Origin of the sequence: Archangium sp. Cb G35, assembly GCF_001896145.1 — a bacterium.
Classification (GTDB): Bacteria; Myxococcota; Myxococcia; order Myxococcales; family Myxococcaceae; genus Archangium; species Archangium violaceum.
Window position 1 is genome coordinate 342,234 of the sequence record NZ_MPOI01000008.1, and the last position, 24,875, is coordinate 367,108.

The 24,875-nt window shown below is 72.0% G+C and carries 3 protein-coding genes (1 of these 3 only partly in view); 2 read left to right on the forward strand and 1 reads right to left on the reverse strand.

What is annotated here, in order from left to right:
- Both BO221_RS25515 and BO221_RS25520 read left to right on the forward strand, forming a co-directional pair.
- A protein-coding gene (locus BO221_RS25515; RefSeq protein WP_073563093.1) for a hybrid non-ribosomal peptide synthetase/type I polyketide synthase crosses the window boundary here: on the forward strand, positions 1 to 3,943 show its 3' end. Its footprint begins 7,415 nt before the window's first position; the window shows 3,943 of its 11,358 coding nt (coding positions 7,416-11,358); its start codon lies beyond the left edge, outside the window; its stop codon occupies positions 3,941 to 3,943.
- Positions 3,940 to 23,961 (forward strand): non-ribosomal peptide synthase/polyketide synthase, encoded by a 20,022-nt coding sequence (locus BO221_RS25520; protein ID WP_073563094.1) that lies wholly within the window; start codon positions 3,940 to 3,942, stop codon positions 23,959 to 23,961. Before BO221_RS25515 ends, BO221_RS25520 begins: the two co-directional genes overlap by 4 nt.
- Here the strand turns inward: BO221_RS25520 and BO221_RS25525 are convergent.
- The gene (locus tag BO221_RS25525) at positions 23,932 to 24,867 is read right to left on the reverse strand and encodes an N-acetylmuramoyl-L-alanine amidase (RefSeq protein WP_073563095.1); all 936 of its coding nucleotides are present in this window, start codon (positions 24,865 to 24,867) and stop codon (positions 23,932 to 23,934) included. The two genes, BO221_RS25520 and BO221_RS25525, sit on opposite strands and share 30 nt — an antisense overlap.
- Between the last annotated feature and the right edge of the window lie 8 nt (positions 24,868 to 24,875).

The window sequence follows — 24,875 nt, forward strand, 5'->3', positions numbered from 1 at the left end:
GCCGGTGCTGCGGCTCTCCACCGACAGGCCTCGTCCCGCGGTGCAGTCCTACCGGGGCGCGCAGCACCGCTTCACCGTGCCTCGGAGCGTGGCCGATGCCCTGGGGGCGCTCGCGAAGCGCGAGGGCGCCACGCCCTTCATGGTGCTCATGGCCTCCTACCAGCTGCTCCTGTCCCGTTACAGCGGCCAGGAGGACTTCGCGGTGGGCACCGCCGTGGCGGGCCGCAGCCGTCCCGAGCTCGAGCCCCTCGTGGGCTGTTTCATCAACTCGCTGCCCCTGCGCGCCGATCTCTCCGGGGATCCGTCCTTCGTGGAGCTGCTCGGCCGCGTCCGCCGCACCGCCCTGGAAGGCTTCGCCCACCAGGAGGTCCCCTTCGAGAAGCTGGTCGACGCGCTGCACGTCTCGCGCGACCTGGGCCACTCACCCATCTTCCAGACGCTGTTGGTGCTCCACAACGTCCCCATGCCCACTGTACGGCTCGCGGGCCTCACGCTGAGCGGCATGGACCTCCACGTGGGCGCCGCCAAGTTGGATCTCGCGCTGGAGCTGCGCGAGACGTCCGACGGTCTGTGGGGCGGCCTCGAGTACAACACCGATCTCTTCGACGCGGAGACCATCGCCCGCCTGGGTGGCCACTTCGTGCGCCTGCTCGAGGGCATCGCCGTGGCTCCGGAGCAGCGGCTCTCCGCGCTGACGCTCCTGTCCGAGGTGGAGCGCCGTCAGCTCCTGGTGGAGTGGAATCCGCCTCGGGCGCCCGCGTCCTCCGCCACGGTGCTCGAGCTGTTCGAGGCCCAGGTGGCCCGGACTCCGGACGCGCCCGCCGTGGCCGATGCCGGAGAGGTGCTCTCGTACCGTGAGCTGGCGGCGCGGGCCTGGCGCATCGCCTCGTTGCTGAGGCGGCAGGGCGTGGGCCCCGAGCGCGTGGTGGCCCTGGCGATGGAGCGCCCCACGGATGTCGTGTCCTCCATCCTGGGCACGCTCGCGGCCGGAGGCGCCTGGCTCCCGTTGGACCTGTCGAGCCCGCCGGAGCGGTTGCGGCTCGTACTCGGGGACGCGGGGGCTCGCGTGGTGCTTACGCGGGAGGCCATGACGGGCCGGTTCGCGGGAGAGGGAAGGACCGTGCTCGCCGTGGAGTCCGCGGCGTCCGAGTCCTCCGCGCCTCCCACGTCGCGTCCCGAGCCTCATCACGCGGCCTACGTGCTCTTCACCTCTGGTTCCACGGGCAAGCCCAAGGGCGTGGTGGTGGAGCACCGCCAGCTCGCGCACGCCACCCGGGCCCGCTTCGAGGTGTACGGGACTCCGGGCGTCTGTGTCCCGCTGTCGCCGTTCACCTTCGATGCCTCGCTCGCCGGCCTGTTCTGGACGCTGCTCCACGGCGGCACGCTGCGCTTCCCGGACTCCGGCGTGATGGATGATCCGAGGGAGCTGGCCGCTTCGCTCGCGCGGCACGGCGTCACGCACCTCATTGGCGTGCCGGTGCTGTACGCGCAGATCCTCGCGGCGGCTCCGGCCGGTGGGCTCTCCAAGCTGCGGGCCGTGACCGTCGGCGGTGAGGCCTGCCCGCGCGAGCTGGTCCGCGCTCATCATGAGGCCCTGCCCGGCACGGCCCTCTTCAACGAGTACGGCCCCACCGAGGCCACCATCTGGAGCACCGTTCACAAGGTGGATCCATCGGATCCGGGCCCCGTGCCCATCGGCCGTGCCATTCCCGGTGCCCGGGTGTACGTGCTCGACGAGCGCCTCCAGCCCGTGCCCGTGGGCGTGCCGGGCGAGCTGTACGTCGGCGGCGCGGGCGTGGCGCGCGGCTATCTCCACCGGCCCGAGCTCACCTCCGAGCGCTTCGTGGCGGATCCGTTCGACACGGCCCCCGGCGCGCGGCTGTACCGCACGGGCGATCGCGTGCGCTGGCGGAAGGACGGGGTTCTCGAGTTCCTCGGACGCGAGGACGGACAGGTGAAGGTGCGGGGCTTCCGCATCGAGACGGGCGAGGTGGAAGCGGCGCTCGCCGCCCACTCCGGGCTGCGCGAGGTGGCGGTGGCCGCGCGCGAGGACGGCCGGGGTGGCAGGAAGCTCGTCGGCTACGTCGTGCCGCACCAGCGCCCGGGCCCGGCACCGGACGCGCTGCGCGCCTTCCTGCGCGAGCGGCTCCCCGAGTACATGGTGCCCTCCGCCTTCGTGGAGCGGGAGGCCCTGCCTCGCACGCGCAACGGCAAGGTGGACCTGGGCGCCCTGCCGGCCCCGGAGCTCCAGACGGCCGTGCGAAGCGCCGCGTACGTGGCACCGCGCAACGAGCTGGAGACGCAGCTCGCGCGCATCTGGTGCGAGGTGCTCGGCGTGGAGCGCGTGGGGGTGGACGACAACTTCTTCGAGCTGGGCGGGGACTCCATCCTCAGCATCCAGATCGTCACCCGGGCGGGCCGGGCCGGCATCGAGCTGTCGCCGCGCCAGGTGTTCCAGAACCCCACGGTGGCCCGGCTCGCGGCGGTGGCGAACACGCGGCTCGCCGTGCAGGCCGAGCAGGGACCGGTGACGGGCCCGGTGGCGCTGAGCCCCATCCAGCGCTGGTTCTTCGCGCAGTCCCCGGCGGAGCCCCACCACTGGAACATGTCGCTCTTCCTGGAGGTGCGCACGGCCCTGGACGTGGCGCTGCTGGAGCGCACGCTGGGGCTCGTGGTGGAGCACCACGACGCGCTGCGGCTGCGTTTCGCTCGCACGGAGACGGGTTGGAGGCAGGTGAGCGCGCCCCCGGGCGAGCCCGTGCGGCTGGAGCGCGTGGACCTGTCCGGCGTGGCTCCCGAGGCTCGGACCGCGGAGCTGGAGCGGCGGGCCACGGAGGCGCAGGGCTCGCTCCGGTTGGAGGAGGGGCCGCTGCTCCGGGCCGTGCTGTTCGACCTCGGGGCGGGGCAGCCCGGGCGCCTGTTGCTCGTGCTGCACCACCTGGTGGTGGATGGCGTCTCCTGGCGCATCCTCCTGGAGGATCTGCTGGGCACGTACCAGCGGCTCGTGGCGGGCGCTCCGGTGGCCCTGCCTCCGAAGACCACCTCCTTCCAGGCCTGGGCCCATGGCCTCTCCGAGCATGCACGCTCGGACACGCTGGACGCCGAGCGCTCCTGGTGGCTGGCGCGTCCCTGGAGCCGTGTCACGCGGCTGCCGGTGGACTCGCCGGGAGGGGAGAACCTGGAGGGCTCGGCACGCGGCGTGAGCCTGAGCCTCACCGCCGAGGAGACCCGCGCGCTGTTGCAGGACGTGCCGAAGGCGTACCACACGCAGATCAACGACGCGCTCCTCACGGCGCTGGCGAGGACGGTGGGCCGCTGGTCCGGCAACCCGCTGGTGCTGGTGGACGTGGAGGGCCACGGGCGCGAGGAGCTGCTCGCGGGCCTGGACGTCTCGCGCACGGTGGGCTGGTTCACCACGTTCTTCCCGGCGCTGCTGGAGGCGCGGGAAACGGTGGGCCCCGGTGAGGTGCTGCGCGACGTGAAGGAAGCGCTCCGGGCCGTACCCTCCAAGGGCATGGGCTACGGGTTGCTGCGCCACCTGAACGGGGACGCCGGGCTGGCGGGGCTCCCGTCCGCCGAGCTGAGCTTCAACTACCTCGGACAGGTGGATGGGGCGCTGAGCGGGAACGGGATGCTCTCGCTCGCGACCGAGGGCATGGGACCGCAGCGAGGGCCCCGTACCCGCAGGCCGTACCTGCTCGACGTGATGGGCGCCGTGGTGGGTGGTTGCCTCCAGATGACGTGGACGTATGGGGAATCGATTCACCGCCGGGAGACCGTCGAGAAGCTCGCGGCGGACTTCCTGGAGCGGTTGCGCGAGCTGATCGCGCACTGCCAGTCCCCCGAGGCCGGAGGCCACACGCCCTCCGACTTCCCGATGGCCAAGGTGAAGCAGTCCCAGCTCGACAAGCTTTCCGCCCGGTTCGGCAAGAAGACCAAATGAGCGACAACATCGAGAACCTGTACCCGCTCTCCCCGCTGCAGCAGGGGATGCTCTTCCACGTCCTGCAGGAGCAGGGCTCGGGCCTGTACTTCAACCAGCTCTCCTGTGAGCTGCGCGGGTCCCTGAATCTCCCGGCGTTCACGGAAGCGTGGCGGCGGGCGGTGGCGGCGTTCCCCATCCTCCGCACGGCCATCGTCTGGGAGGACGTCGACGAGCCCCTCCAGGTGGTGCTCAACGAGGTGGAGCCGCCACTCGAGCAGGAGGACTGGCGCGCGACTCCGGCCGCGGAGCAGGAGGCGCGCTTCACCGCGTGGCTGGAGGCGGATCGCCGCCGGGGAGTCGAGCTCGGCACGCCGCCCCTGCTGCGCCTGTCGCTGTTGCGCACCGGGGACGCGGCGTACCGCTTCGTCTTCAGCCATCACCACATCCTGCTGGACGGGTGGTCCGTTCCCCTCCTCATCAAGCAGGTCTTCGTCCTCTACGAGAGCCTCGTCCGGGGCCTCACGCCGCGCGTGGAGCAGGGGCGGCCCTACAGCGACTACATCGAGTGGATTCAAGAGCGCGGGCTGGAGGAGTCCGAGCGCTTCTGGCGCCGCTCGCTCGCGGGCTTCTCCGAGCCCACCGCACTGGGGCGGGGCTTCCCGGGCCTGGAGGGTTCGCCGGCGTCCGGCCGCGCCTCCCGGAGGATCCACCTCTCCGCCGCCACCACCGAGGCGCTGAATGCGCTCGCTCGCCAGCAGGGGCTCACGCTCAACACCGTGGTGCAGGGGGCGTGGGCGTTGCTGCTCGGACACCATGCGGGGACGAAGGACGTCGTCTTCGGCACCACCGTCTCCGGCCGCCCGCCGGAGCTGTCCGGTGTGGAAGGCATGGTGGGCCTCTTCATCAACACGCTGCCGGTGCGCGTGCGCCTGCCCGCGGACGAGCCGCTCGTCACCTGGTTGAAGGGGCTCCAGGGCTGGCTGCTGGAGATGCGGCAGCACGAGCACTCGCCGCTGGTGAAGGTGCAGCGCTGGAGTGATGTCCCACCGGGCACCCCGCTCTTCGAGAGTCTGCTGGTCTTCGAGAACTACCCGGTGGACGCGGCGCTCACCGCGTCGTTGCCGTCGCTGGAGGTGCGGGATGTGCGCGCCGTCGAGGCGGACCACCATCCGCTGACGCTCACCGCCGTGCCGGGGCGTGAGCTGCGGCTGGAGCTCGCTCACGAGCGCGAGCGCTTCGACACGGCCCACGTTGATCGGATGCTGGCGCAGCTCCGTCACCTGCTCGAGTCCATGGCCACCTGGCCGGAGCGGCCACTGGCCGGGCTTCCGCTGCTCTCCGAGCGGGAGCGGCACCAGCTCCTGGTGGAGTGGAACGGCACGCGGGCCGATTACCCTCGCGAGCTCTGCATCCACCAGCTCGTCGAGGCTCAGGTGGAGCGGACGCCGGACGCGGTGGCCGTGGAGTTCGAGGGGCAGCGGCTCACGTACCGGGAGCTGGACCGGCGCGCCAACCAGCTCGCCCACGCCCTGCGCGAGCGCGGCGTGGGTCCCGAGACGCGGGTGGGCCTGTGCGTGGAGCGCTCGCTGGAGATGGCGGTGGGGCTGCTCGGCATCCTCAAGGCCGGTGGTGCCTACGTGCCGTTGGATCCCGGCTATCCCCCCGCGCGGCTGGCCTTCATGCTGGAGGACTCCGCGCCCGCGGTGCTGCTCACCCAGCGGCCCCTGTTGGAGCGGCTCGAGCCGAAGGGCACACCGGTGCTCTGCCTGGACCCGGAGGGGCCGGAGCTCTCCCGTCAGCGCGAGGACGCGCCGGACGCGGGCGCCCACCCCGGCAACGCGGCCTACGTCATCTACACCTCCGGCTCCACCGGCCAGCCCAAGGGCGCCGTCATCACGCACCGCGCGCTGGGCAACCACATGGCGTGGCTTCTCTCCGCGTTCGGTCTCGGGCCGGCGGATCGGGTGCTGCAGAAGACTCCGCTCAGCTTCGATGCCTCGGTCTGGGAGTGCTGGGCCCCGCTCATGTCCGGCGGACGGCTGGTCATCGCCGCCCCCGACGCACACCGGGACGGCGTCGCGCTGCTGGAGGCGGTGACGCGCGGGCAGGTGACGGTGCTCCAGCTCGTTCCGTCGCTGCTGCGGGTGCTGCTGGAGGAGAAGGGGCTGTCCCGGGCCACGAGCCTGCGCTGGCTCTTCTGCGGAGGTGAGGCGCTGTCCGCCGAGCTGGAGCACCGGCTGCGTGCGCAACTGCCCTCGGCCACCCTGGTCAACCTGTACGGCCCCACCGAGGCCACCATCGACGCCACCTTCGCGCGTTGCCCGTCCTCTGGCTCGGGGGCGACGGTCCCCATCGGACGCCCCATCGCCAACACGCAGCTGTACTTGCTGGACGCGTCGCTCCAGCCGGTGCCGGTGGGTGTTCCGGGCGAGCTGTACCTCGGCGGCGAGGGACTGGCGCGCGGCTATCTGCGCCGGCCGGAGCTGACGGCGGAGCGCTTCATTCCTCATCCCTTCAGTGACTCGCCCGGCAAGCGGCTGTACCGGACGGGGGACCTGGCTCGCTACCTGCCGGACGGGAGCGTGGAGTTCCTGGGGCGGCGGGACGCGCAGGTGAAGGTGCGCGGCTTCCGCGTGGAGCTGGGCGAGGTGGAAGCGGCGCTGGCCAGGCACCCGGCGGTGCGCGAGGCGGTGGTGGTGGTTCGAGAGGACACCCCCAGCGTCCGGCGGCTGGTGGCGTACGTGACGGGCGAGCCGCGGGCGCCAAGCGCGGACTCCCTGCGTGCCTTCCTCGAGCGGGAGCTGCCCGCCCACATGGTCCCCGGGGCCTTCGTGGCGCTGGAGGCACTGCCGCTCTCGCCCAATGGCAAGGTGGATCGCAAGGCGCTGCCGGCCCCGGACGCCACGCCCGCGGAGCAGGCACGGTCCTTCGTCGCCCCCCGCGGTGAGGTGGAGCGGACGCTGGCGGAGACCTGGGCGCAGGTGCTCGGGCACGAGCGCGTGGGCATCCACGATGACTTCTTCGAGCTGGGCGGTGACTCCATCCTCGCCATCCAGATCATCTCCCGGGCCGCGCAGGCGGGAGTCCACATCACCGCGAAGCAGCTCTTCTCGCACAAGACGATCGCCCGGCTCGCCGCGGTGGCCGGCTCGGCGCCCGGAGTCACCGCCGAGCAGTCGTTGGTGACGGGGCCGGTGGTGCCCACGCCCATCCAGCGCTGGTTCTTCGAGCTGGAGCGGGTGAATCCGCACCACTACAACCAGGCGTTGCTCTTCGCGTTGCGTGAGCCGTGGGACGTGGCGTTGCTCGAGCAGGCGCTCCAGCACCTGAGCCAGCATCACGATGTGCTGCGCCTGCGCTTCTCCCGGAACGGTGGGGGATGGAGCCAGGAGCATGCGGGCGCCGTGGGCCGCTTCCCGCTGGAGCGCGTGGACCTCTCTGGCGTGGCTCCCGCCGGGCGCAGGGAGGCCCTGGAGGCCCATGCCGGGAGGACTCAGGCCTCCCTGTCGCTCCACGAGGGGACGCTCGCGCGCGCGGTGCTGTACGACTTCGGTGTGGGGGAGCCGAGGCGGCTGTTGCTCGTCATCCACCACCTCGTGGTGGACGGCGTCTCGTGGCGGGTGCTGCTGACGGACCTCGTCACGGCGGGGGCCCAGCTCCAGGCGGGCGGGCCGGTGCGGCTGCCGCCGAAGACCACGTCCTTCCAGCAGTGGGCGGAGCGGCTGGAGGCGTATGCCCAGACGCCGGCCATGCGCGAGGAGGCGGAGTACTGGTTGGGGCTGCCCTGGGAGCGTGTCTCCCGCCTGCCCGTGGAACTGCCCGGTGGCGAGGACACCGAGGGCTCCTCGCGCCTGGTGCGGGTGGAGCTCGACGCGGAGGAGACGCGGGTGCTCCTCCAGGAAGTGCCGCGTGCGTGGCGCGCGCGCGTGGAGGAGGTGCTGCTGGCGGCGCTGGTGGAGTCCTTCCGGCGTTGGACGGGCGTGCCGTGCCTGCAGGTGGACCTGGAGGGACACGGGCGCGAGGACGTGCTCGAGGGCGTGGACCTGTCGCGCACGGTGGGCTGGTTCACCAGCCTGTACCCGGTGCTGTTGGAGGCGGGAGATGGCCAGACGCCCGAGTCGGGACTGCGGGCCGTCAAGGAGACGCTCCGCCGCATTCCGCGCCGGGGCCTGGGCTTCGGCGTGCTGCGCTACCTGTCGAAGGACGAGGCACTGGCCGCACGCCTGCGCGCGCTCCCGGCCGCGGAGGTGTCCTTCAACTACCTGGGCCAGCTCGACCACGTGCTGCCCCCTGGGTCGCCGCTCGCGCTGACCTCCGAGTCCGTGGGCCCCACCCAGGATCCCGGAGATCGCCGCGCCCACCGGATTGGCGTGAATGCTCTCGTGTCCGGAGGCCGCCTCCAGATCTCCTGGGCCTATGGCGAGCGCCTCTATCGGAAGGAGACGCTGGAGTCCCTGGCCCGAGGCTTCCTGGACGCCCTGCGCGCCCTCCTCGCGCGGAGCACCGCCGGAGACACGGCGAGCCTCCTCACACCAGCGGACTTCCCGCTGGCACGGCTTGGACAGACACAGCTGGATGCGGTGGTGGAGCGCGTGGCGGGCGGAGGCCCGCGCGGCCGCCGGAGTCTCGAGGATCTGTACCCGCTCTCCCCGTTGCAGCAGGGCATGCTCTTCCACGTCCTGCGAGAGCAGGGCACGGGCCTGTACTTCAACCAGCTCTCCTGCGAGCTGCGTGGGACCCTGGACGTCTCCGCCCTGACGTGGGCATGGCGTCAGGTGATGGAGGCCCACACCATCCTGCGGACGGCAGTGCTCTGGGAGGGCATCGACGAGCCCCTCCAGGTGGTGCTCCACGGCGTGGAGATTCCGCTGCACCAGGAGGACTGGCGTGAGGTGCCGGCCTCCGGGCAGGAGGCACGTTTCTCGGAGTGGCTGGAGGCGGATCGGCACCGCGGCTTCGAGCTGTCCACACCACCGCTGTGCCGGCTGGCGCTGCTGCGAACCGGGGAGTCGGTGTACCGCTTCGTCTTCAGCCACCACCACCTGTTGATGGACGGGTGGTCCGTTCCCCTCCTCATCAAGCAGGTCTTCGCCCTCTATGACCAGCGGTGCCGGGGGGAGGCGCCGGAGGTGGAGCGGGCGCGGCCCTACGGCGACTACATCGGCTGGATCCAGGAACGGAGCCTGGAGGAGCCGGAGCGTTTCTGGAGGCGCTCGCTCGCGGGTTTCTCCGAGCCCACCGAGCTGGGCCGGGGCACCGCGAGCCCGGAAGTCCCCGGAGCTGGCCGGGCCACGCGGGAGCTCCGCCTGTCCACCGCCACCACCGAGGCGGTGAACGCGTTCGCGCGACAGCAGGGCCTCACGCTCAACACCGTGGTGCAGGGGGCGTGGGCGTTGCTGCTCGGACACCATGCGGGGACGAAGGACGTCGTCTTCGGCACCACCGTCTCCGGCCGCCCGCCGGAGCTGCCTGGAGTGGAGGGCATGGTGGGCCTCTTCATCAACACGCTGCCGGTGCGCGTGCGGCTGACCCGGGACGAGCCCCTCATTCCGTGGCTCCAGCGCCTCCAGACGTGGCTGCTGGAGATGCGGCAGCACGAGCACTCGCCGCTGGTGAAGGTGCAGCGCTGGAGCGAGGTCCCCGCGGGGACGCCGCTCTTCGAGAGCCTGGTGATCTTCGAGAACTATCCGGTGGATGCGGCGCTCACGGCGTCGCTGCCCTCGGTGGAGGTTCGCGACGTCCGCTCGTTGGAGTCGGATCACCACCCGTTGACGCTCATCGCGTCACCCGCGCGGGAGATGCCGCTTCACCTGGCCTACGACGCGGCGCGGTTCGACGCGGAGCATGCGGACCGGCTCCTGGAGCAGTTGCGTCACCTGCTGGAGTCCATGGTGGCCCGGCCCGGACAGCGGCTGGGCGAGCTGTCTCCGGTGGACGAGTCCGAGCGGCGCCGGCTGTTGCGGGAGTGGAGTGGGGCCGGCGTGCCCGCGGCGGAGACCGGTCTGCTGCACCGGCGCTTCGAGGATCGGGCGGCGGTGGCTCCGGAGGCGGAGGCGATCCGCTTCGGGAAGGAGCGGCTCACCTACGGAGAGCTGGACGCGCGGGCCAACCAGCTCGCGCACCACCTGCGCGGGCTCGGCGTGAGGGAGGAGTCCCGGGTGGTGCTGTGCCTGGAGCGTTCTCCGGAGCTCATCATCTCTATGCTGGGCGTGCTCAAGGCGGGTGGTGCGTACGTGCCGGTGGATCCATCGTGGCCGGCGGCACGGCTCCGCTCCCTGCTGGAGGACAGTGGCGCATCCGGGGTGATTGCCCAGGAGCGCACGGCGGCGTGGCTGGAGGGGCGGGACGTGCGGCGGGTGCTGATCGACGCGGAGGCGGAGCGTGAGGTGCTCGCGCGCGCGCCGAGGACGTCTCCCGGGGTGGAGGTGCACCCGGGACAGCTCGCCTATGTCATCTATACGTCGGGCTCGACGGGCAGGCCCAAGGGCGTGTTGGTGGAGCACCGGGGCGCGAGCAACACCGTGCGGGCCTCGCGAGAGGCCTGGGCCATCGGGCCGGGCAGGCGGGTGCTGCAGTTCGCCTCGGCGAGCTTCGACGTGTCCGTGTTCGAGATCTTCGGCGCGCTGAGCGACGGCGCGGCGCTGGTCATGGCTCCGCGCGAGGCGTTGATGCCGGGCGCGGATCTGCTGCGCGTGCTGCGTGAGGAGCGGGTGACGACGGCCGTGCTCACGCCCTCCGTGCTGGAGGCGACGCCTGTCGAGGCGCTGCCCGTACTGGAGTCGGTGATGGTGGCGGGCGAGGCCTGTGGTCCGAGGCTGCCGAGGCGCTGGGGAGCGGGGCGGCTCTTCGTGAACGCCTACGGCCCCACGGAGATCTCCATCTACGCGACCCTGGCGAAGTGCGCGCCGGACGCGGCGGTGGTGCCCATTGGAGGGCCGCTCGCGGGGGCGAGTGCCTGCGTGCTCGACGCGGACCTGCGGCCGGTGGCGGTGGGCGTGCGAGGAGAACTGTATGTGGGAGGGGAGGGCGTGACGCGGGGCTACCTCGGGCGCCCGGAGCTGACGGCCGAGCGCTTCATTCCGGATCCGTTCCATGGCGCGCCTGGTGCGCGCATGTACCGGACAGGAGACGTGGTCCGGTGGCTGCCGGACGGGCAGCTCGAGTTCTTCGGCCGTGCCGACGAGCAGGTGAAGCTGCGCGGGTTCCGCATCGAACTGGGGGAGATCGAAGCCGCGCTGGGTGAGGAGCCCTCAGTGGGCGAGGCGGTGGTGGTGCTCCGCAAGAGGGCCGGAGGAGATCCGTGGCTCGTGGCCTACGTCGTGCCTACATCCCCTCGCCCTCCGGGAGAGGGACGGGGTGAGGGTGCCACGGCTCCCGGGTTGGAGCCCGCCCATCTGCGAGCCTTCCTGAGTCAGCGCATCCCCGAGTACATGGTGCCCTCGGTCTTCGTGCCGCTGACCGAGCTGCCGCGCACCACGAGTGGCAAGGTGGATCGCAAGGCGCTGCCCGCGCCGGAGCAGGCGCGGGAGAAGCCGGCCACCCATGAACCGCCCCGTACGCCGGAGGAGCGCGTGCTGGCGGAGACGTGGGCGCGGGTGCTCGGGCACGAGCGGGTGGGCATCCACGATGACTTCTTCGAGCTGGGTGGCGACTCCATCCTCGCCATCCAGATCATCTCCCGGGCCGCGCGAGCGGGAGTCCACATCACCGCGAAGCAGCTCTTCTCCGAGCCGACGATCGCCCGGCTCGCGGCTGTAGCGGGCGCGGCATCCAGCCAGTCCCCGGAGCCGGCGGCGCGAGCACGTGCCCCGGAAGACAGGGAGCGCTTCACTCCGTCCGACTTCCCGCTCGTGAAGCTCAGCCAGCAGGAACTGGATGCCCTGGTGGAGCGGGTGGCGCGAGGCGATGCCGTGCGCCGCCGGAACATTGAGGATCTGTACCCCCTCTCTCCGCTCCAGAAGGGGCTGCTCTTCCACGTGCTCCACGCCTCCAGCGCGGACATGTACCTCAACCAGCTCTCCTGGGAGCTGGAGGGCCCGCTGGATGTCACGGCGGTGGCTCGAGCGTGGCAGGAGACGGTGGACCGCCATGCGAGCCTGCGCACGGGCTTCCTGTGGGAGGGACTGGAGGAGCCGCTGCAGGTGGTGATGCGGGAGGCGCGGCTTCCCATCCGGTCGGAGGACTGGCGAGAGGTTCCGCCCTCGGAGTTCGAGGCGCGGTTCACGGCGTGGATCGCCGAGGATCGGCGTCAGGGCTTCGAGCTGGAGCGGGCGCCCCTGCTGCGGATCGCGCTGCTGAGAGTGGGCGAGCGGGCCTGGAGGCTCGTGCTCAGCTACTCGCACCTGGTGCTGGATGGCTGGTCCATGCCGCTGATGCTGGGCGAGGTGTTCACCCGCTACGGAGCGCGGATGCTCGGTGGTGCGCGGAGCTGGCCCGAGGCGCCCGCGTATCGCGACTTCATCGCCTGGTTGCAGCGTCAGGAGCTGGACGCCGCCCGGGAGTTCTGGCGTGAGTCGCTCGCGGGCTTCACGTCGCCCACGCAGGTGGGAGTGGATCGCGGCCCCGTGCCGGCCGGCGTCCCCGTGCGCCGGGAGCGGAGGGTCCGTCTGACGTCCGAGCAGGTCGCCGCGCTCCAGGAGCTCTCGCGCCGCCAGAAGGTCACCCTGAGCACGTGCCTCATGGGCGCCTGGGCGCTTCTGCTGCGCCACCACGCGGGCGAGGACGACGTGGTGTTCGGCAATACCGTCTCCGGCCGTCCGGCGACGCTGGCGGGGGTGGAAGAGACGATCGGAATGTTCATCAACACGCTGCCGGTGCGCGCGCGTGTTGTCCGTGGGAAGCCCGTGGGCGAGTGGCTGCGGGAGTTGCAGGGCTGGCTGCTGGAGATGCGTCAGCACGACTACAGCCCGCTGGTGGAGGTGCGGCGCTGGAGCGAGGTGCCGCCCGGGGCGCCGCTCTTCGAGTCGCTGGTGGTGGTGGAGAACCTGCGAGTGGGCGAGGCGCTGGAGGGCGGGCTCGGGAAGGGGACGGGGCTGGAGATCCGGGATCTGCGCAGCTTCGAGCTCGACAGCTTCCCGCTGGTGCTGATCGCGAATCCCCACGAGGGGCTGGAGCTGCACCTCTACCATGACGAGTCCCGCATCGACGGGGCGGACGCGCAGCGGTTGCTGGAGCATTTCCAGCGTCTGCTGGAGCGGATGGTGGAGTCGGCGGAGCGCCCGGTGGACGAGTTGTCGCCGCTGGGTGAGGAGGAGCGTCAGCGGGTGCTCCGCGAGTGGAACGCCACGGCGGTGGCGCGCGAGGGCGCTTCCGGCTTGGCGGCGCTGCTGGAGGCGCAGGTGGCGCGCACGCCGGAGGTGCCAGCGGTGGTGATGGGGCCGGTGAGGCTCACCTTCCGCGAGCTGGACGCGCGGGCCAACCAGGTGGCGCACCGGCTGCGGCGGATGGGCGTGGGCCCGGAGGTGCGGGTGGGCCTGTGCGTGGAGCGCTCGGTGGAGCTGGTGGTGGGCCTGTGGGGCATCCTGAAGGCGGGCGGTGCGTACGTACCGTTGGATCCGGAATACCCGTCCGAGCGGCTGCGCTACATGCTGGAGGACTCGGGAGCGGGAGTGGTGGTGACGAAGGGGGAGGCGGTGGGCGGGTTGTTGGGAGCCGGGCCTCGGCTGTTGCGGCTGGACGCCGAGGCGCAGTCACTGCGTGCGGAGCCGGAGACACCGGTGCCAGGAGACGTGGGGCCGGAGAATCCGGCGTACGCCATCTACACCTCGGGCAGCACGGGCCGGCCGAAGGCGGTGATGGTGCGGCGGGGAGCGGTGGCCAACCTCGTCGAGGCGCTGCACGGTGCGGTGTACGCGGGGCTGGAACCCGGGCGGCGGGTGAGTGTGAACGGCTCCGTGTCCTTCGACACCTCGGTGAAGCAGCTCTTCCAGGTGCTGCGCGGGCACACGTTGGACGTGACGCCGGAGCACGTCCGCTTCGACGGTGAGGAGCTACGCGCCTGGCTGGAGCGGCAGGAGGTGGACGTCTTCGACTGCACGCCCTCGCAGCTGCAACTGCTGGTGGAGACGGGCTGGTTGGAGGAGACCACGAGACCGGTGACGGTGCTGGTGGGAGGCGAGGCCATTCCGGAGACACTGTGGCGGCGGCTGGCCGCGTCGCGAGCGGTACGGGCCTTCAACGTGTACGGCCCCACCGAGTGCACGGTGGACGCGACGGTGTGCCCGGTGACGGAGGAGTACGGACGCCCCGTGCTCGGCCGGCCCATCGAGAACGTGCGGCTGTACGTGCTGGACCGCGATGGGCAGCCGGTGGGCGTGGGTGTGGCGGGTGAGCTCTTCATCGGTGGAGCGGGGCTGGCGCGTGGGTACCTCGGGAGGCCGGACGCGACGGCCGAGCGCTTCGTGCCGGATGTCTTCAGCGGCGAGCCTGGAGCGCGGCTGTACCGGACGGGAGATCGAGCCCGATGGCTGTCGAACGGGACGGTGGAGTACCTCGGGCGAGTGGACTTCCAGGTGAAGCTGAGAGGCCACCGGATCGAGCTGGGCGAGGTGGAGTCTGCCCTGCGCGAGCAGCCCGAGGTGCGTGAAGCAGTAGCCGCCGTACGCGAGTACGGACCAGGAGACCAGCGCCTCGTGGCCTACGTTGTGCCCAATACCCCTCGCCCTCCGGGAGAGGGACGGGGTGAGGGTGCCACGGCCCCCGGGTTGAACCCGTCCGAGCTGCGAGCCCGTCTGCGCCAGCGCTTGCCTGAGCCCATGATCCCCGCCGCGATTGTCGAACTGTCGGCCATCCCGCTCACGCCGAGCGGCAAGGTGGACCGCAAGGCGCTGCCGATACCGGGAACTCCCCAGGGGAGCACAGGCTTCATCGCGCCGCGCACGGACACGGAGAGGAAGCTGGCGGAGCTGTGGTCGCGCACGCTGGGAGTGGAGCGCGTGGGAGTCACGGACTCCTTCTTCGAGCTGGGTGGGCACTCGCTGCTGGCGACGCAACTGGTGTCTCGGGTGCGAGGCACCTTCGGGGTGGAGCTGCCGCTGCGAGCCGTCTTCGAATCTCCCACGCTGGAGGCGCTCGCCCTCCGGGTGGAGGAGCTGCCGCGGATTTCCACGGGCACGGGCGCGGCCACACCACCGCCGTTGGTGGCGCACCGGGGCCCGGAGGAGGTGGTGCTCAGCTTCGCGCAGCAGCGGCTGTGGTTCCTGGATCGGCTGCGGCCTGGAAGCGTGGCCTACAACATCCCCTATGGCGTCCGGTTGACGGGCACCCTGGAACTCGAGGCCCTGGAGCGGGCGCTGGAGACGATCATCCAGCGCCACGAGGTGCTGCGCACGGTGTTCGGTGAGCACGAGGGCAGGCCGGTGGCGCGTGTCGTGGAGCGGATGAAGGTGCCGCTCGGGCGGGTGGAGCTCTCGGGGCTCGGGGTGGACGAGCGGGAGGCGGAGGTGCACCGGCTCGCGGAGCGGGAGGCGCTGACGCCCTTCGTGCTCGCGGAGGGGCCGTTGCTGAGGACCGTGCTGCTGCGGCTGGGAGACACCGCGCACGTGCTGTTGCTGACGGTGCACCACATCGTCACGGACGGCTGGTCCACGGGCCTCTTCGTGCGGGAGCTGGCGGCGCTGTACGCGGCCTTCGTGCGCGGGGAGCCGAGCCCGCTGGCGGAGCTGCCGCTGCAATACGCGGACTACGCGAGGTGGCAGCGCGAGTGGCTGAAGGGCGAGGTGCTGGAGGCGCAGCTCGCGTACTGGAGGCGGCGTCTGGAGGGCAGTCCGCCGGTGTTGAACCTGCCGTTGGACAGGCCGCGCGCCGAGGAGCCGGAGTTCCACGTGGGCACGAGGCCGTTCTCCCTGCCGGGGGAGCGGTTGGCGCGGCTCGAGGCCCTGGGGCGGCGCGAGGGGAGCAGCCTGTTCATGGTGCTGCTGGCGGGCTTCCAGGCGGTGCTGGCGCACTGGAGTGGGCAGGAGGACGTGGTGGTGGGCACGCCGGTGGCGGGGCGCACGCGGGCGGAGGTGGAGGGGCTGCTCGGCCTCTTCGTCAACACGTTGGTCTTGCGCACGGACGTGAGCGGAGCGCCGACGTTCCGGGAGCTGCTGTCACGGGTGCGCGAGGTGGCGCTGGGGGCGTACGCGCACCAGGAAGTTCCCTTCGAGAAGCTGGTGGAGGAGCTGAGGCCGGTGCGGGACGTGCGGTATACGCCGCTCTTCCAGGTGATGTTCTCGCTGCGGAACCTGCCCCGCGCGCCGCTGGAGCTGCCGGGCCTCACGCTCACGGGCGTCGAGACGGTGATGGGCGGCTCGAAGTTCGATCTCTCGTTGTCGCTGGAGGAGGGTGAGGGAGGCGTGCGAGGGCAGCTCCTCTACAACGCCCGGCTCTTCGACGAGAGCACGGCGGCGCGGTGGATGACGGAGCTGGAGGCGTTGTTCGGCGCGGTGGCGATGGAGCCGGATCAGCCGCTTCCGCGTCTGCTGGGAGAGGGCACCGGGGCGCGCCCCGTGTCACCTCCGCCGCTGCTTCCCACGCACCCGGCGCGGCTCGGGTACGTGGAGCCCGAGGGCCCGGTGGCGCTTGGCCTTGCCCGGATCTGGCGCGAGCTGCTCCGGGTGGAGCGGGTGGGCATGCACGACGACTTCTTCGAGCTGGGCGGGCACTCGCTGCTGGCCACGCAGCTCGTGTCGAGGGTACGCAAGGAACTCGGGGTGGAGGTGCCGCTGCGGACGCTCTTCGATGCGTCGACGCTCGGGGCCCTGGCCTCGCACATCACGGGGTTGGGGGGGAGAGCGGCGGCCACGGCGGCGCTCCTGGTCCGGGCGGTGGACACGGACGAGCCGCCGCCCCTCAGCTTCGCCCAGCAGCGGCTGTGGTTCATGGATCAGCTCCAGTCGGAGAGCACGGCGTACAACATTCCCTATGCGCTGCGGCTGGAGGGCCGGTTGGAGCGGGAGGCGCTGGAGCGCGCGCTGGAGGAGGTCATGCGCCGGCACGAGGTGCTCCGGGCCTCCTTCAAGAGCCGGGAGGGCGAGCCGGTGATGCACATCGCGGAGCCCACGAGGCCCTCGCTGTCGCCGGTGGACCTGTCGGAGATGGACGCGGGGCAGCGGCGGGGGGCGGTGGAGTGGCTCGTCTCCGAGGAGTCCTCCCGGCCCTTCGAGCTGTCGCGGCCCCCCCTGCTGCGGGCGACGCTGCTGCGGCTGGGAGAGCGGGAGCACGTGCTGCTGCTGACGGTGCACCACATCGTCTTCGACGGCTGGTCGGCGGGCATCCTGTTCCGGGAGCTGGCGGCGCTGTACGACGCCTTCAGCCGTGGAGCGCCGAGCCCGTTGCCGGAGTTGCCGCTGCGGTACGCGGACTACGCGAGGTGGCAGCGGGGGTGGTTGAAGGGCGAGGTGCTGGAGAAGCAGCTCGCGTACTGGAGGCAGCGGCTGGGGGATGGTCCGCCGGTGTTGGACCTGCCGCTGGACAAGCCGCGTCCGGCCCAGAGGTCTCCGCGTGCGGGCCGGGTGCCGGTGGTGCTGGCGCGCGAGCCGAGCGAGGCGCTGGAGGCCCTGGCGCGCAAGGAGGGGAGCAGCCTGTTCATGGTGCTGCTGGCGGGCTTCCAGGCGCTGTTGGCGCGCTGGAGTGGCCAGGAGGACGTGGTGGTGGGCACGCCGGTGGCGGGGCGCACGCGGACGGAGGTGGAGGGGCTGATCGGCCTGTTCGTCAACACGCTGGTGCTGCGTACGGACGTGAGCGGAGCGCCGACGTTCCGCGAGCTGCTGGCGCGGGTGCGCGAGGTGGCGCTGGGGGCGTACGCGCACCAGGACGTGCCCTTCGAGAAGCTGGTGGAGGAGCTGCGTCCGGAGCGGGAGTCGGGGCACTCGCCGCTCTTCCAGGTGCTGTTCGTCATGGAGAACCTCCCGGCGCGCGAGGTGGCGCTGCCGGAGCTGAAGCTGTCGCCGGTGGAGCAGGAGGGCCTGGAGGCGAAGCTCGATCTGACGTTGGGCTTCACGCGGACGCCGGAGGGGCTGCGGGGCGATTTCCTGTACGACGCGGCGCTCTTCGAGCCGGAGACGATCCAGCGTCTGGCGAGGTACCTGGAGACGCTGCTGGAGGCGGTGGCGAGGGCGCCGGACCGGCGGGTGGATGAGGTGGAACTGTTGGTGGGGGAGGAGCGGGCCCGGGTGCTGGAGCAGTGGAGCCGGGGGCCGCGCGTGGAGGGGGCGATGGAGGGCCTGGCGCGGGTGCTGGAACTCCAGGCGGAGAGGACGCCGGAAGCGCTGGCGGTGGAGGGGAGCGGGCAGCGGCTGAGCTACCGGGAGCTGGAGGCGAGGGCCCGGAGTCTCGCGCACCGGCTGCGGCGCGAGGGCGTGGGGCCGGAAGTGCGGGTGGGCGTGCTGTTGGAGAAGAGCGTGGAGGCGGTGGTGGCCTTCTGGGGCATCCAGAAGGCGGGGGGCGTGTACGTGCCGCTGGAGGCGGTGCTGCCCGCGGAGCGTCTGGAGTGGATGGCGAGGGACGCGGGGGTGCACGCGGTGGTGACACTGCGGGGCCTGGAGGCACGGTGCCGGTTGCCCGAGGCCGTGTCCGTGGTGCGGCTGGAAGAGCTGGAGGCGGCGGCGGGCGCGCTGGAGGCGGGAGTTCAGCCGGGCAATGCCAGCTACATCCTCTATACGTCGGGGAGCACGGGGCGGCCCAAGGGCGTGGTGGTGACACACGAGGGCGCGTGCGATCTGGTGCGCGGCAAGGCGGGGGCCTTTGGGTTGGGATCGGAGAGCCGGGTGATGCAGCTCGCGTCGCTGGGCTTCGATGCCTCCATCTGGGAGTACCTGCTGGCGGTGTCGGGGGGCGGGGCGCTGTATGTGCCCGCGGGCGGGAGGGTGCCGCTGGGGGAGGAGTTGCGGCGCGAGCTGGTGGAGGGTGGGGTGACGATGGTGACGCTGCCGCCGTCGGTGCTGGCGCTGCTGCCGGACGAGGGGCTGGAGCACCTGCGGGTGGTGATGTCCGTGGGCGAGGCCTGTCCGGCCGGGCTGGTGGAGCAGTGGGCCCCGGGGCGGCGTTTCGTCAACGGGTACGGGCCCACGGAGGTGACGATCTGCGTCACGTGGGAGGAGTGCGTGGCGGGCGGGGGCCGGCCGGGCATTGGCGGGCCGCTGGGCAACGTGCGCGCCTACGTGCTGGATGGAGGGATGCGGCCGGTGCCACCCGGGGTGGCGGGGGAACTGTACCTGGGAGGCCCGGGGCTGGCGCGGGGCTACGTGGGGAGGCCGGAGCTGACGGCGGAGCGCTTCGTGCCGGATGCGCTCAGTGGTGAGCAAGGAGCGCGGCTGTACCGCACGGGGGACGTGGTGCGGTGGAGGGCGGACGGGCGGTTGGACTTCCTGGGCCGGGTGGACGCGCAGGTGAAGGTGAACGGCGTCCGCATCGAGCCGGGCGAGGTGGAGGCCGCGCTGCGGGAGCTGGCCGGGGCGAGGCAGGCCCACGTGAAGGCGTGGAAGGGGCCCTCGGGCCAGTCGCGGCTGGTGGCGTACGTGGTGCCGGGAGAGGCCACGCCGCGCGAGGAGCGGGACGTCCGCGCGCTGCTGCGCCAGCGGTTGACGGAGGTCATGGTGCCCTCGGCCTTCGTCTGGCTGGAGGCGCTGCCGCTGACGTCGAGCGGCAAGGTGGATGGGCGAGCGCTGCCAGCACCGGAGGAGGTCCGCCCGGAGCGCAGGCGTTCCGTCGCGCCGAGGAATGAGCTGGAGCGCGAGCTGGCGCGCCTCTGGGAGGAATTGCTCGGGGTGGAGTCGGTGGGAGTGACGGACTCCTTCTTCGATCTGGGCGGGCACTCGTTGCTGGCCACGCAGCTCGTGTCGAGGGTGCGCAACGAGCTCGGGGTGGAGGTGCCGCTGCAGGCCGTCTTCGATGCACCGACACTCGAGGCCCTGGCGGCGCACATCACCGCGGTGGGCGGGACGGCGGTTGCGGTGGAGCCCCTGGTCCGGGCGGTGGACACGGACGGGCCGCCGCCGCTCAGCTTCGCCCAGCAGCGGTTGTGGTTCCTGGAGCAGCTCCAGCCGGGGAACACGGCGTACAACATCCCCGTCGCGCTGCGATTGGAAGGCCCGCTCGACACGGCGGCGCTGGAGCGCGCGCTGGAGGAGGTGGTGCGCCGGCACGAGGTGCTCCAGGCCACCATCGAGAGCCTGGGGGGCGAGCCGGTGCTGCACCTCTCCGGGCGCGTGAGCCTGCCGCTGACGCCCGTGGATTTGTCGGCATTGGACGAGGACACGCGGAGCGAAAGGGTGGAGCGGTTCACCTCCGAGGAGTCTGGGCGGCCCTTCGAGCTCTCCCGGGGCCCGCTGTTGCGCGCGACGCTGCTGCGGCTGGGCGAGCGGGAGCACGTGCTGCTGCTGACGGTGCACCACATCGTGTTCGATGGGTGGTCGGCGTCCATCCTGTTCCGGGAGCTGGCGGCGTTGTACGAGGCCTTCTCCCGTGGGGCTCGGAGCCCGTTGCCGGAGCTGCCGTTGCAGTACGTGGACCATGCGCGATGGCAGCGGGGGTGGTTGAAGGGCGAGGTGCTGGAGAAGCAGCTCGCGTACTGGCGCCGGCAGCTCGCGGGCAGTCCATCGCTGCTGAGCCTTCCCCTGGACAAGCCGCGTACTTCGGCTCGGACGGGGAGGGCCGGCAAGGTGCCGGTGGTGCTGTCGCGCGAGTCGAGCGAGGCATTGGAGGCCCTGGCGCGGAAGGAGGGGAGCAGCCTGTTCATGGTGCTGCTGGCGGGCTTCCAGGCGCTGCTGGCGCGCTGGAGTGGCCAGGAGGACGTGGTGGTGGGCACGCCGGTGGCGGGGCGTACGCGAGCGGAGGTGGAGGGGCTGATCGGCCTGTTCGTCAACACGTTGGTGTTGCGCACGGACGTGAGCGGGGCGCCGACGTTCCGTGAGCTTCTGGCGCGGGTGCGCGAGGTGGCGTTGGGGGCGTACGCGCACCAGGATGTGCCCTTCGAGAAGCTGGTGGAGGAACTGCGGCCGGAGCGGGAGCTGAGGCACTCGCCGCTGTTCCAGGTGATGTTGGTGCTCCAGAACACGCCGGGCCACGCGGTCTCGCTGCGGGAGCTGAAGCTGTCGCCGGTGGAGCAGGAGGGCCCGGCGGCGAAGCTGGATCTGGTGTTGAGCTTCGCGCAGACGCCGGAGGGGCTGAAGGGCGTGTTCTCCTACGACACGTCGCTCTTCGAGCCGGAGACGATCCAGCGTCTGGCGAGGTACCTGGAGGCGTTGCTGTCGGCGGTGGCGGAGGCACCGGAGCGGCGGGTGGAGGAGGTGGAGCTGCTGGCGGGTGAAGAGCGGACCCGGGTGCTGGAGCAGTGGAGCCAGGGCCCTCGAGTGGAGGGAGAGACAGAGGGCCTGGGGCGGCTGCTGGAGCTCCAGGCGGCGCGCACACCCGAGGCCATGGCGCTGGAGGGGAGCGGGCAGCGGCTGAGCTACCGGGAGCTGGAGGCCCGTGCGAACCAGTTGGGCCGGAGGCTGCGGCGCGAGGGCGTGGGGCCGGAGGTGCGGGTGGGCGTGCTGTTGGAGAAGAGCGTGGAGGCGGTGGTGGCCTTCTGGGGCATCCAGAAGGCGGGGGGCGTGTACGTGCCGCTGGAGGCGGTGCTGCCCACGGAGCGTCTGGAGTGGATGGCGCGGGACGCGGGCGTGCGCGCGGTGGTGACGAGGCGCGGACTGGAGGACAGGTGCCGGCCGCCGGAAGGAGTCCCGGTGGTGCTCATGGAGGAGCTGAGCGGAGAAGACGCGGGCCCGCTGGAGAGCGGTGTCCGTGCTGGCAACGCGGCCTATGTCCTCTACACCTCGGGAAGCACGGGGAGGCCCAAGGGCGTCGAGGTGACGCACGAGGGCGCGTGCGATCTCGTCCGGGGGAAGGCGAAGGACTTCGGGGTGGGGGCGGAGAGCCGGGTGATGCAGTTCTCGTCGCTGGGCTTCGACGTGTCGCTCTGGGACTACCTGTTGGCGCTGGCGGTGGGCGGGACGCTGTACGTGCCCTCGGGAGGGAAGGTGCCGCTGGGGGAGGAGCTGCGGCGCGAGCTGGTGGAAGGCGCGGTGTCGGTGCTGGCGCTGCCGCCCTCGGTGCTGGCGCTGTTGCCGGACGAGGGGCTGGAGCACCTGCGGGTGGTGATGGTGGCGGGCGAGGCCTGCCCGGCGGAGTTGGTGGCGCGGTGGGGCAGGGGCCGGCGCTTCGTCAACGGGTACGGGCCCACGGAGGTATCGGTGCTCGCCACGTGGGAGGAGTGCGAGCAGGGCGAGGCCCGTCCGCCCATCGGAAGGCCGCTGGCCAACACACAGACGTACGTGTTGGACGGGGCGATGAGGCCGGTGCCCCCGGGAGTGGCGGGAGAGCTGTACCTGGGTGGCCCGGGCCTGGCGCGGGGCTACGTGGGGAGGCCGGAGCTGACGGCGGAGCGCTTCGTCCCGAACCCCTTCGGCCGAGAGCCGGGCGAGCGCCTGTACCGTACGGGAGACCGGGTGAGGTGGAGGGCGGATGGGCGGTTGGACTTCCTGGGCCGCGTGGACGCGCAGGTGAAGGTAAACGGAGTCCGGGTGGAGCCGGGCGAGGTGGAGGCGGTACTGCGGGAGCGAGCCGGGGTGAAACAAGCGCACGTGAGGGCCTGGAAGAGCCCCTCGGGCGAGTCGCGGCTGGTGGCGTACGTGGTGCCCACGCCTGTGGTGCCCCCCCCCACCGTACCCACATCCCCCACCGTGCCCACATCCCCCACCGTGCCCACATCCCCTCGCCCTCCGGGAGAGGGACGGGGTGAGGGTGCCGGATCCCCCGGGTTGAACCTCGAGGCCGTGCGTACCTGGCTGAAGCAGCGGTTGCCTGAGTACATGGTGCCCTCGGCGTTCGTGGTGCTGGAGGCGCTGCCGCTGACGTCCAGCGGCAAGGTGGACGGGCGAGCCCTGCCGGCGCCTGGGGAAGCGCGCCAGGGGAGCCGGAGCTCGGTCCCGCCGAGGGACGAGCTCGAGCGGCAACTGGCGAACGTCTGGGAGGAGGTGCTCGGGGTGACGCCCGTAGGAGTGACGGACAGCTTCTTCGAGCTGGGCGGACAGTCGCTGCTGGCGGTGCGTCTGGTGGCGAGGCTGCGGGAGCGGCTGGGGCGCACGATCCCGTTGGCGGCGCTCTTCGAGGGGCCCACGATCGAGGAGCTCGCGGCCCGGCTGCGGGCGGGGACACTGGCCTCGGTCCAGGGCAACCGGGTGACACTGCAACCGGAGGGCACGGACACGCCGGTCTTCTGGGTGCACCCGGTGGGAGGCAACGTCCTGTGCTACGCGGAGCTCGCGAGACACCTGGGCACTGGACGGCCCTTCCATGCGCTGCAGGCCACGGGGCTGGACGGGAGCGAGGCCCCCCTCACGACCGTGGAGGACATGGCCCGCCGGTACGTGGAGCAGGTGCGCGCCGTCCAGGCCGAGGGGCCGTACCTCCTCGGAGGCTGGTCGCTGGGAGGGACGGTGGCCTACGCGATGGCGAGGGAGCTGCGGCGCCAGGGGCAGGAGGTGGCCCTGTTGGTGCTGCTCGACAGCTTCGCCCCCGCGGCGCAGCCCTCGCTGGAGCCAGACCCGGCCACGCTGCTGGCGGGTTTCGCGGCGGACCTGGCCCGGAGTGCCGGGCGTGAGCCGTTCCTCACTCCCGAGTCCCTCACGGGCCTGTCACCCGAGGAGCAGCTCCGCGCCCTCTGGGCACAGGCGCGCGAGACCGGGCTTCTCCCTCCAGGGATGGGCCTGGACGAGCTGCGGGTGCTGCTGGAGGTGGCCCGGGCGAACCTGCGCGCCGTGGCTGGCTACGACCCCGAGCCCTACGAGGGGCGGATGCTGCTGCTCCGGGCGCGGGACGCGCGGAGGGGCGCCAACGTGGACGCTACGCATGGCTGGGGCCGGCTCTCCTCCTCCGGGCTCATCGTGGAGCACATCCCGGGAGACCACCACGGCATCCTCCGGGCGCCGCATGTGCATGAGCTGGCGGAGCGGCTCACGCGCTGGCTGGCGGAAGCGGAGCGGGCGGAGTCAGGGCACGGGGAGCGTGGCACGGGTTGAGACCTGGGGCGCTGGCGGGGCACTCGGGGGCGGGGAGAAGGCGTCCACCAGCCCCTGGGTCACCGCCGCGGCGAAGGCCTCCAGGGTGCGCTCCTCGCGCCAGCGGGCCACCTCCTCGAGGTCCAGCGCGTGGTGCGTCTCGATGATGACCGAGGGCATGGGCGGCTTGCGCAGCACGAAGATGCGCTGTCCCGGCAGGTGCCGGCTCACGAAGGTCCCCGGCTGCTCGGAGTCGGGGGCGTAGAGGCCCACGTAGTCCTCGCCGCCATAGGGCAGGAAGCCCGCGTCGCCCATGCGCCGGGCCAGCGTCCGGGCCAGGGTGTGCCGCTGGGAGAGCAGGGGCTCGGCGATGTCATCGGCGTAGAGCACGCTGTACCCGGGGGCCGTGTCATTCCTCAGGCACACCTGATCCAGCGAGCTCTGCCACCAGCGCGCTTCCCCCCGGGCGTCCGAGTGGATGCTCACGAAGAGCTGCGCCCGCCAGCGCTCGGCCTCCTCGAGCCGCGTCTGGTACGTGGGCCGCTGCCCGGCCTTCCGGCTCACCTTCACCAGGAAGTGCCCGGTGGCCTCCAGCCGCTTCGCCAGATCCTCGGCCACCCGGAGCGTGTGGGCCTCCTCCGGCTCGCAGATGACGGAGGTGTTCCCCTCGTTCCCGGGCGCGCCGTGTCCCGCGTCCAGGTAGATGCGCTTCTTCCCGAAGCCCTTGGGGAACTCCACCCTGGCCACGGTGAGCGGGGCGTTCGCGGCCGGCCAGCGGGGTGGAGCCTCCGGCACGGGGGCGGGCGCGGCGATCACCGCGGGAGCGGGGACGGCCTCGGGCGGAGGGGGTGCGGCGCGGGCCTGCTCCTCGCATCCGGCGGACAGGCCCAGGATCAGGAGCAGCGGCCAGGTGGGGCTCTTCGACATGTCTCCTC